This window comes from Streptomyces sp. NPDC040405 (genome assembly GCF_055595765.1).
On the sequence record NZ_JBVIVI010000008.1, the window covers coordinates 64,648 to 73,692 of the forward strand.

Consider the following 9,045-nt stretch of genomic DNA (forward strand, 5'->3'; position numbering starts at 1 on the left):
GGGGCGAAAACAACGTCGGTGGAGGGAAACGCATGTGGTCCGTGGGCGCGACGACGCGTCCGCACTGACGACCGGAAGAACACTATGCATGCCCGGTATACCAGTTCGAGGGTGCAGCCAGTAATGTGCTTCCACCCAGAGACCGCCGTGACCCACACATACGGCCGTGTCGCACCTCAACTCCGTTACCACGGCAGCCCGTTCGGACGTAACCAGGGAATTCCCTAGGAAATGCAACCGGAAGAAACGTGAGCCAGCTCGATGACTGATAACCAGGTGGCCGGTCTGTGCCGCCTGACCGTACGTGCTCCGGCCAGGACCATCGATCTCGCGGTCCCCTCGGACGTCCCCGTGGCCGACCTGCTGCCCGCCGTCCTCGGCTACGGTGGCGACGATCTCGCGGAGACCGGCATCGACCACGGCGGCTGGGTGCTGCAACGCCTCGGCGGCGAACCGATGGACGAGGAGCGCACCCTCGACTCCTACGACCTGCGCGACGGCGAGACGATCTACCTCCGGCCGCGCATCGACGCGCTCCCCGAAGTCCACCTCGACGACTTGGTGGACGGCATCTCCACCACCATGCAGGACCGGCAGCACGGCTGGTCCCCGCTGGCCAGCACCCGGCTGCTGCGCGGCTTCGCGGTGACCGCCCTGGCGGCCGGGCTCGCCGTGCTCGCCCTGCCCGGCGGCTCCCCCTGGCTGCGCGCCCTGTGCGCGGCGGCGGCCGGAGTGCTGCTGCTCGCCGGGGCGGGCTCGGCCAGCCGCGCGGTGGGCGACGCCGCCGCCGGTGCGGTCCTCGGCTTCATGGTCGGCCCGTACCTCGCGTTCGCCGGATGGCTGCTGCCCGGCGGTGACGTCGGCGGACCGCACGGCCATGAGGTCCTGGGCGCCCGGATGCTGGCCGCCTGCGCCGCGGGCGCGGGCGGCGCGATCGTCGCGCTCGCCGCCGTGGCCTCCTTCGCGGCGGTCTTCCTCGGCCTCGCCGTGGTCATGGTCTTCGGCACCCTCGCCGGGGCCCTGATGGTCATCACCGACCTGGGACCGGCGCATGTGGCCGGCGTCCTCGCCCTGGTGGCCGTCATCCTCGGCGCGTTCGTCCCCTCGCTGGCCTTCCGGATGTCCGGCATGCGCATGCCGCCGCTGCCGACCAACGCCCAGCAGCTCCAGGAGGGCATCGAACCGCACGCCACCTCGGTGGTCGCCGCCCGCGCGGTGCTCGCCGACGGCTGGATGAGCGCGCTTTACGGAGCCGTGGGCGCCGCCTGCGCCGTCTGCCTGGCCGTGCTCACCCACGACGGCGGGCTGCCCGAGGTCATCATGTCCGTCGTGCTCTCGCTGCTGCTGTTGCTGCACGGACGCGGTCTGGGGAACGTATGGCAGCGGCTTTCCCTCTTCGTTCCCGGGGCCGGAGGTCTCCTCCTCCTGCTCCTCTTCGACGCCCTGTCCTCCTCGCCGGACCGCCGGCTGCTGCTGGCCGCGGGCCTGCTCGCCGCCACCGCGGGCATCGCCATCGCCTCGTGGACCGTGCCCGGGCGACGGCTCGTGCCGTACTGGGGCCGGGCGGCGGAGATCCTGCACACCGCCGCCGCCGTCGCCCTGCTGCCGCTGGCCCTGTGGGTGCTCGGGGTGTACAGCGCCCTGCGCGGCCTGAACGGCTGAACCGCCCGAACCGGAGGAACGCACAGTGCAGTCCAAGCGCGACCAGGTCCAGGCGCACATGTTCATCATGGGGCGGCTCACCTCGGGCATGCTGCGCGCCGACCCCGACGCCCCGGAAAGTCCCCAGGGCCGGACCAACCGGGGCGTGGCCATCAGCGTCATCATCGCGATCCTGATCGCGGCGGGATCCTTCGTCTTCGGCCTGATCAAGCCGGGTGCGAAGGACTCCTGGCGGGCCCAGGGCACGCTGGTGGTCAACAAGGAGACCGGCGGCCGGTACCTCTACCTCGACGGACGGCTGCGCCCGGTGCGCAACTACGCCTCGGCGCGGCTGCTCCTCGGCGCGAAGATGAAGACCGCCTCCGTCGGCAGCAAATCGCTCGGTGGCACCCCGCACGGCGCACCGGTCGGCATCACCGGAGCCCCCGACGACCTGCCGGGCGGCGACAGCCTCACCACCGACCCGTGGCAAGTGTGCTCGGGCACCACCAGCGGCTCCACCGCCACCGCCCTGGCCGTCGGCAAGGATGTCGACGGCCGCGGCCTCGGCGACTCCGAAGGGCTGCTGGTCACCGGGCCCGACAAGGCCGACTATCTGGTGTGGCGGGGCAGCAAGCTCCGCATGGACGCCGACGGCCGCGTCCGCGAAGCCCTCGGCTACGCCTCCCGCACCTCGGTGAAGGTGTCCGCGGCGCTGCTCAACTCGCTGCCCACCGGCCCCGATCTGGCCGCTCCCGACATCCCGCTGCGCGGCGGCCGGGGACCGTCCCTGGGCGGTGGCGGGACCAGGATCGGCCAGGTCTTCCAGGTCGCCGCGCCCGGTGGCGACGCCCGGTACTACGTGCTGCGCAAGGAGGGGCTGACCCCCGTCAACGCCACCGTCGCCGCGCTGCTCATGGGAAACCCGGAGACCAAGCAGAAGGCGTACGCGGGCGGGGCGGTCAGCGCCATCACCCTGGGCGCCGACGGTGTAATCGGCCACCTGGCGCCCGGCGCCGAGGACGCCGACACCACCGAGGACCTGCCCCCGAGCCCGCCCAAAGCGGTGGACCTCGGCGGCGACGAGACCCCGTGCGTGGGCATCGAGTCCGGCGACGACGGTACGCGGGTGGGCGTGACCCTGGCCGCGAGCGGTCAGCTCGGCCCCGCGGCACAGGCGCCGCCAGAAGGGCTGACCCCGGCCTGTGTGACGGTCAACCGGATCGTGACGCCCCCGGGCGGCGGCGCCCTGGTGCACACCCTCGGCGCGGACGGCTCCAACGTCGGCAGCACCGTCTACCTGGTGACGGACAGCGGGGTGAAGTACCGGGTGCCGACGGCCAAGTCACTGGAGACGCTGGGCTACACCGCGGGCCAGGCTCAGCGGCTGCCGTCGTCGCTGCTGGCCATGGTGCCGACGGGCCCGGATCTGACGCCCGCGGCCGCGGTATCCGACCGGGGCGAGACGACGGCGGCGCCATGCGGCGAGAACGACAGGAAAGGGGTCGACCACTGAGGGAAATTGACCGTCTTCCCCATCGGCATATCGACATTTGAGGAGGGCTTGAGCTGGCGTCAGAGTTGCGCCACGTCGCGTAAAACTAGGGAAATCATTGAAACCCGTCTGTGGCGGTGTTTCTTGACGGCAAGCATTGCTCATTGTTTGTTCGTCCTCCTACCATTCTTGTCTGGACCAACTGGGTGTTGGTGCTTCCGCATCCGGTTGCGCAAGCCACGCCAGCGCATCGGGCCTGGCGGCGGAAATCCACCGGAAAGGGCAGCGTCATGGCAGGCATGCAGCGGTCAGATGAACAGGGGACACGGAACGGCATCCAGGCCCTCGAGATGGCCTTCTCGGGCGTCCAGAGCCGTCGGCAGGACGTCGAGAGCACGAAGCAGGGCATGATGCAGGCCCTCCAGGGCAGTGACGGTGGCGCTTTCCAGAAGCTGCTGGACTCCTGGGACGAGCACGCGGAAATCATCTCCAAGAACCTTCAGGACATGATCAACCAGCTCAACGAAACGCTCCGCGCCAAGGGTATGACGCAGGGGTCGTCGAACGAGGCCGTCAACCAGGCGTACTCCCAGTCGCAGACCATCTTCGACGGTCTTATGGGCAGCACCGCCGGAAAGTGACCCTGAGCGGTCGGTACCTCACCGGCCCGGTTTCGGGCCGTGCAGGCCGAAACGCGTTCCGCATCCCCATACCCCCAGAGCGAGACGAGGTCCCCGATGTCCGACAACCTCACTGACGGATATATCTACGTCAGCTACGCGCACGTCGACAACGCCGTTGATGACATGCGGCTGCAGACCCAGGAGATCGCGAAGATCATCAACAGCCTCAACGAGGAACTCCAGGCGCTGAAGAACACCTGGGAAGGTGACGACCGCCAGGCCTACGACGAGAAGCAGGCCGCCTGGAACCAGGCCGTCGAGAACATGAGCAAGTGGCTCGGCGAGAACGCGAAGACCCTGGACCACATCCGCAATCTGTACACGCAGAACGAGCAGAGCCAGACGCAGAGCTGGCAGGACGTGAGGATTGGCGGCTGACCACAGCGCCATGCGGGCGGCCGTTCCACATACGGACATACGTGGAGCGGTCGCCCGCTGTGTCATCCGACGGTGAGGTAGAGAAGAAAGGGCGAGAGCATGGGCGACAACAAACAGCCCCCGACGCAGATTGACAAGGCGTGGCTCGAGAACTTCCGGAAAGTCGACCTGGCCGACTTTCGGAAGGCGCTCAAAACGGTGACCGAGAACGGCACGGGGGATAACCCGATTCCCTCGATGAAGGCCCTGAAGGGGGAAGACGACGGCGTTCCCGGGCTTCCGTTCGGTACCCCCGTTCCGCTGGCGATCGGAAACCTTGCGGAGGACGAGAGCACGCACGGAAAGGCGGTCAAGGGGGCCGTGGTGGATATGGTGACGACCCTCAACGGGATCCTCGAAGACCATATAACGCTCTTCAAAGACATCGACGCCGCCCTCGAAGAGACCATCGATCTCCTGTTCAAGACGCAGGGAGAGAGCCTGGCGGCTGTCGACGGCCAGAAGTTCGTCGACATCTGGGAGGACGTCGACGCTGACCTGACGACCCCGTCGGACCAGGAGGGCGACGACGAAGACAAGTAGACACCGGCGCTACTACGTCCTGCCCCGCTCGTAGATCTTCTTTCTGCTTGTAGATTCCCCTTCTGATGGAGCCTCGTCTGCCATGGCCGATGACAAAGAGTACGCCGACTACTGGGCGAAGGCTGTCAAGCTCTTCACCGGGTATGAAGCTCCTTCGAGGGACGATCTGTTCAAGGATATGGTCGGCAACGCCGGCATCAAGCAGATGAAGGTCGAGGTCACCAAACAGGGATCCGTTCAGACCGTCGACGCGGACGACTTCAACTGGATGTACGAGAATGCCGGTTGGGACATCCAGAACACCGACTTCGTCATCCCGTTCTACACGAGCGACGGCGGCACCGTCCATTACTACAAGGCACGCTTCACGCTGCTCGGCTTCAAGAGTGGGGACGGCCCGGGTAGCGGCGAGGTCGTGGGCGGTGAGGGGAAGAGCAAGTACGGCAAGGAGCTTGAGGACGGCCACTTCAAGCCGAGCGACAATGGGACGGTCTGGAACACCTTCGACATGACCAGTTACGCCTACGGGACGGGAAACGCCCTGAAGGCACTGCTGGAGGAGCCCAACGGAACCCTCGGGTTCTCCTGGGGCGGCAAGCCTGAAATCCCGCTCGACAAGGGTGTCCGTCTGGCGTCCTTCGACATGGCGGCGGATGCCTTCGACCGGGTCGCGAAGTTCTTCTGGGACAGCGACGCCACCATGACCGAGTGGCAGAACAAGGTGGGCCAGGACCAGAACGAGGCGTGGAAGGGAATGGCCGCCGGCGTCTTCTGGGACCTCATCCATGAAATCGGCCGTCGATACGGGCACTACGCCGACGACATGGAAGCCATCAGCGGAGTGTCCAAGCAGGGCAAGGCGCTCCGGGATGCGGGGGACGCCCTGGAGAAACAGGCTCGGAAGGTCTACAACAAGTGGGACGACTGGAAAATGGCCGGTGGTAACCCGCTGCGGCCGCTCGTCGACTTGTTGGGGGAGATAGCCGACCAGGCGTGGCTCCGCAATCTGACCAAGATCAACGCCGATTGGGAGTACGGCTCCAGCGGCTACTACGGCGGTAGCGGTTACTGGGACTACAGCACGGCGGTGGGATTCTCGCAGGACGCCTATGACGCCAATCTGAAAACGTACGGCGACATGAAGGAGCTGGAGACCTGGAAGAAGGTCGGCGATGAGGCCATTGCCAGGTGGGAAGCGAAGATCAAGACCGATCTGATCGACCCCGCCGAGCAGGCGCTGAAGGATCTGGCGGCCGCCTGGGGGTCGTCGCACTTCGACCTGGGGTCCATCCGGACCAAGGGCGACAAGGGCATCAACGAGTCGTACCTGGAAGACAAGGCGTACAAGGAGAAGAAGGACGCCGACGACAAGTACGCGAAGGACAAGAAGGCAGCGGACGACAAGTACGCGAAGGACAAGAAGGAGGCGGACGACAAGGCAGCCGCGGACAAGAAGGCAGCGGACGACAAGTACGCGGCCGATAAGAAGGCTGCGGATGACAAGGCGGCCGCGGACAAGGCGGCGGCCGACAAGAAGTACGCCGAGGAAAAGGCAGCGCAGGAGAAGAAGGAGAAGGAGCAGGAGGCCAAGCAGGAGCAGAAGGAGAAGGAGGCCGAAGAGAAGGCGGCCGCGCTGCAGGCCAAGCAGGATCAGAAGGAGAAGGAGGCGGAGGAGAAGGCCGCCCAGAAGGAGAAGGAGCAGGAGAAGAAGCAGGCCGAACAGGAGGCCAAGCAGGAGCAGAAGGAGAAGGAGGCGGAGGCCAAGCAGGCCGAGCAGGAGAAGAAGCAGGAGCAGATCCGCCAGGAGCAGGAGGCCAAGCAGGAGCAGAAGGAGAAGGAGGCGGAGGCCAAGCAGGCCGAGCAGGAGAAGAAGCAGGAGCAGATCCGCCAGGAGCAGGAGGCCAAGCAGGAGCAGAAGGAGAAGGAAGCCGAGCAGAAACAGGCCGAGCAGCAGGCCAAGCAGGACGAGGCGCAGAAGCAGGCTCAGGCGTTCCAGGTCCAGCAGGTCAATCAGCAGAAGGCCGAGCAGGAGAAGCGGGACAAGGAACAGGCGAAGAAGGAAGCCGAGGCCGAGGCCAAGCAGGAGCAGATCCGCCAGGAGCAGGAACAGAAGCAGGCCGAGCAGGAGCAGAAGCAGGAGCAGAAGCAGGCCGAGCAGGAGGCCAAGCAGGAACAGAAGGAGAAGGAAGCCGAACAGAAGCAGGCCGAGGCGGAGAAGAAGCAGGAACAGATCCGCCAGGAGCAGGAGAAGAAGCAGGAAGAGCAGCAGAAGCAGGCCGAGCAAAAGCAGGCCGAGCAAGAACAGAAGCAGGAGCAGAAGGAGAAGGAGGCCGAACAGAAGCAGGCCGAGCAGGAGCAGAAGCGCGAAGAACAGCAGCAGCAGGCGGAGGCCAAGCAGGAACAGGTCCGTCAGGAGCAGGAACAGAAGCAGGAGCAGCAGCAGAAGGAGGCGGAGCAGAAGCAGGCCGAGGCGGAGAAGAAGCAGGAGCAGATCCGCCAGGAGCAGGAGGCCAAGCAGGAGCAGAAGGAGAAGGAGGCAGAGCAGAAGCAGGACGAGTACCAGCAGAAGCAGGAGAAGGCCCAGGAGGAACAGCAGAAGCGACAGGAAGAGCTTCAGCAGCAACAGCAGCAGAAGCAGGAGGAGTTCCAGAAGCAGCAGTTCAAGCTCAATGGTTCACTCAACAATGACGGCCTGAATCAGCACAACAACGACGATCCGACTCAGCTGAACAACCTCGACCTGAACCAGCCCTCGCACATCTCCGGACCGGTCAACGGCGACGACTCGCTGACCAACCCGGACGGCAGCCAGTCGCACCTGGACTCCCAGGGCCGCGTCGTGACGGAGTTCCCGGACGGCAGCAAGTCCGTGATCGACCCGCACACCCAGACGTCGACCATCACCCGGCCGGACGGCTCCCACTACTCCGGGCCGCTCAACTCGGACGATTCCCTGACCAACCCCGGCGGCAGCACCACCCACCTGGATCCCCAGGGTCAGGTGGTCACCGAATACCCCGACGGCAGCAGCACTCGTGTGGACCCGGACACCGGCGCCACCTCGATCACCAGCCCGGACGGCACGAAGACCACGGGCTATCTGAACGACCCCGACAACGCGCTCCCCGACTACCAGTACAACGGCCCCGGAGGCAGCTCCCACCCGGGCGGCCCGCTCAACAACCCGACCTCCTACGACTACGGCAACTCCGCCTACGAGGAGGAGCTGTACGACGACCAGCCGTACCAGGAACCGTCCCTCAGCAATCCCGGCCAGTCCAACGGTGGCGGATCCCCGAACGCGGGTGGCGGCACTCCGCTGAACAGCGGCCCGATGCCCAGCGCCATGGGCGGCGGCCAGGGCGGGATGCCGATGGGCGGTATGCCCATGGGCGGCATGGGTGGCATGGGCGGTGCGGGTGGAGGCAAGGGCGGCGAGGGCGGCTCCTCGGAACGCGTCCGCAACGTCATCGACAACGGCGACGTGGTCAGCAACCGCCGGAACGCCCCCACCCCACGCGGCAAGGGTGGTCTGTACGAGGACCGGCAGGCCGTCAGCACCAGTGGCGGGAACCCGTTCCTGCCGGGGATGGGCGGTGGTGGCGGCGGTCCCGGACAGACGGAGACCGAGAGCAGCGACCGCGAGCGCGAGGTCTGGGAACCAGAGGATGACGACGTCTGGGGCACCGACGAGGGAGGCTCACCGGCCGTGATCGGACGCTGACGGAACCTCAATTCCCTTTGTTGTCCCCGATGTTGCACAATGGTCGACATCTGACCTTACGCGGGAGTATCCGTTGACCGAACCTCTGCAGGAGCGCATCGCCCAGGCCATGGCCGAGCTCCAGGCCACCCAGGCCGCCGTCGCACGGGCGGAGGCGGATCTCCGTCAGGCTTCGGCGACGGTGCGCTCGAACGACCGCGTGGTGGAGGCGACCATCGGTGGCCAGGGCGAGTTGACAGGGCTCAAGTTCCTCGACAACAAGCACCAGAACATGACGGGCCCCCAGCTGGCCTCCTCCATCATGGAGGCCGTTCAGCAAGGACGTGCCCAGATGGCCCGTCGGGTAATGGACACCTTCGAGCCCTTCACCAGGCCGGGCCCTGAGGGATCGATGCGCCGGGGTGTCGACCTCGACTGGAACCGGGTCTTCGGATCGGCGCTCGACGGCGGTCAGGCCGGTTCCGGCCGAGCGAGCAAGAATCGGCTGCGCGACGAGATCCACGAAGATACCGACTGATGCGTTGAGAAGGTGATCGGTAGCG

Annotated in this window: 7 protein-coding genes; all 7 read left to right on the plus strand. The window is 66.3% G+C overall.

What is annotated here, in order from left to right:
* The first annotated feature begins 261 nt into the window (after positions 1 to 261).
* The 7 genes from eccD (at position 262) to ACZ59A_RS29595 (ending at position 9,020) form a co-directional block, all read left to right on the plus strand.
* The gene (eccD, locus tag ACZ59A_RS29565; protein WP_470964631.1) at positions 262 to 1,662 is read left to right on the plus strand and encodes a type VII secretion integral membrane protein EccD; all 1,401 of its coding nucleotides are present in this window, start codon (positions 262 to 264) and stop codon (positions 1,660 to 1,662) included.
* 25 nt (positions 1,663 to 1,687) lie between these two features.
* Positions 1,688 to 3,157 carry a type VII secretion protein EccB gene (gene eccB, locus ACZ59A_RS29570; RefSeq protein WP_470964634.1) on the plus strand — a complete coding sequence of 490 codons (1,470 nt, stop codon included), beginning with the start codon at positions 1,688 to 1,690 and terminating at the stop codon, positions 3,155 to 3,157.
* A 269-nt stretch (positions 3,158 to 3,426) separates the two neighbouring features.
* Complete coding sequence (locus ACZ59A_RS29575; protein ID WP_468053116.1) at positions 3,427 to 3,777, plus strand: hypothetical protein; 351 nt, start codon at positions 3,427 to 3,429, stop codon at positions 3,775 to 3,777.
* A 96-nt stretch (positions 3,778 to 3,873) separates the two neighbouring features.
* The gene (locus tag ACZ59A_RS29580) at positions 3,874 to 4,197 is read left to right on the plus strand and encodes a WXG100 family type VII secretion target (RefSeq protein ID WP_470964637.1); all 324 of its coding nucleotides are present in this window, start codon (positions 3,874 to 3,876) and stop codon (positions 4,195 to 4,197) included.
* Positions 4,198 to 4,296: 99 nt separating this feature from the next.
* Positions 4,297 to 4,779, plus strand: coding sequence for a type VII secretion system-associated protein (locus ACZ59A_RS29585; protein WP_470964639.1), 483 nt, complete (start codon positions 4,297 to 4,299; stop codon positions 4,777 to 4,779).
* 82 nt (positions 4,780 to 4,861) lie between these two features.
* Complete coding sequence (locus tag ACZ59A_RS29590; protein ID WP_470964641.1) at positions 4,862 to 8,503, plus strand: AAWKG family protein; 3,642 nt, start codon at positions 4,862 to 4,864, stop codon at positions 8,501 to 8,503.
* Positions 8,504 to 8,576: 73 nt separating this feature from the next.
* Positions 8,577 to 9,020 (plus strand): YbaB/EbfC family nucleoid-associated protein, encoded by a 444-nt coding sequence (locus ACZ59A_RS29595; protein ID WP_468053095.1) that lies wholly within the window; start codon positions 8,577 to 8,579, stop codon positions 9,018 to 9,020.
* Positions 9,021 to 9,045: the final 25 nt, after the last annotated feature.

Excerpts from the sequence above, each read along its gene's own strand:
- ACZ59A_RS29575 (WP_468053116.1), top strand. The coding sequence starts at position 3,427 with ATGGCAGGCATGCAGCGGTCAGATGAACAGGGGACACGGAACGGCATC.
- ACZ59A_RS29590 (WP_470964641.1), top strand. The coding sequence starts at position 4,862 with ATGGCCGATGACAAAGAGTACGCCGACTACTGGGCGAAGGCTGTCAAG.
- ACZ59A_RS29580 (WP_470964637.1), top strand. The coding sequence starts at position 3,874 with ATGTCCGACAACCTCACTGACGGATATATCTACGTCAGCTACGCGCAC.
- eccD (WP_470964631.1), top strand. The coding sequence starts at position 262 with ATGACTGATAACCAGGTGGCCGGTCTGTGCCGCCTGACCGTACGTGCT.
- ACZ59A_RS29585 (WP_470964639.1), top strand. The coding sequence starts at position 4,297 with ATGGGCGACAACAAACAGCCCCCGACGCAGATTGACAAGGCGTGGCTC.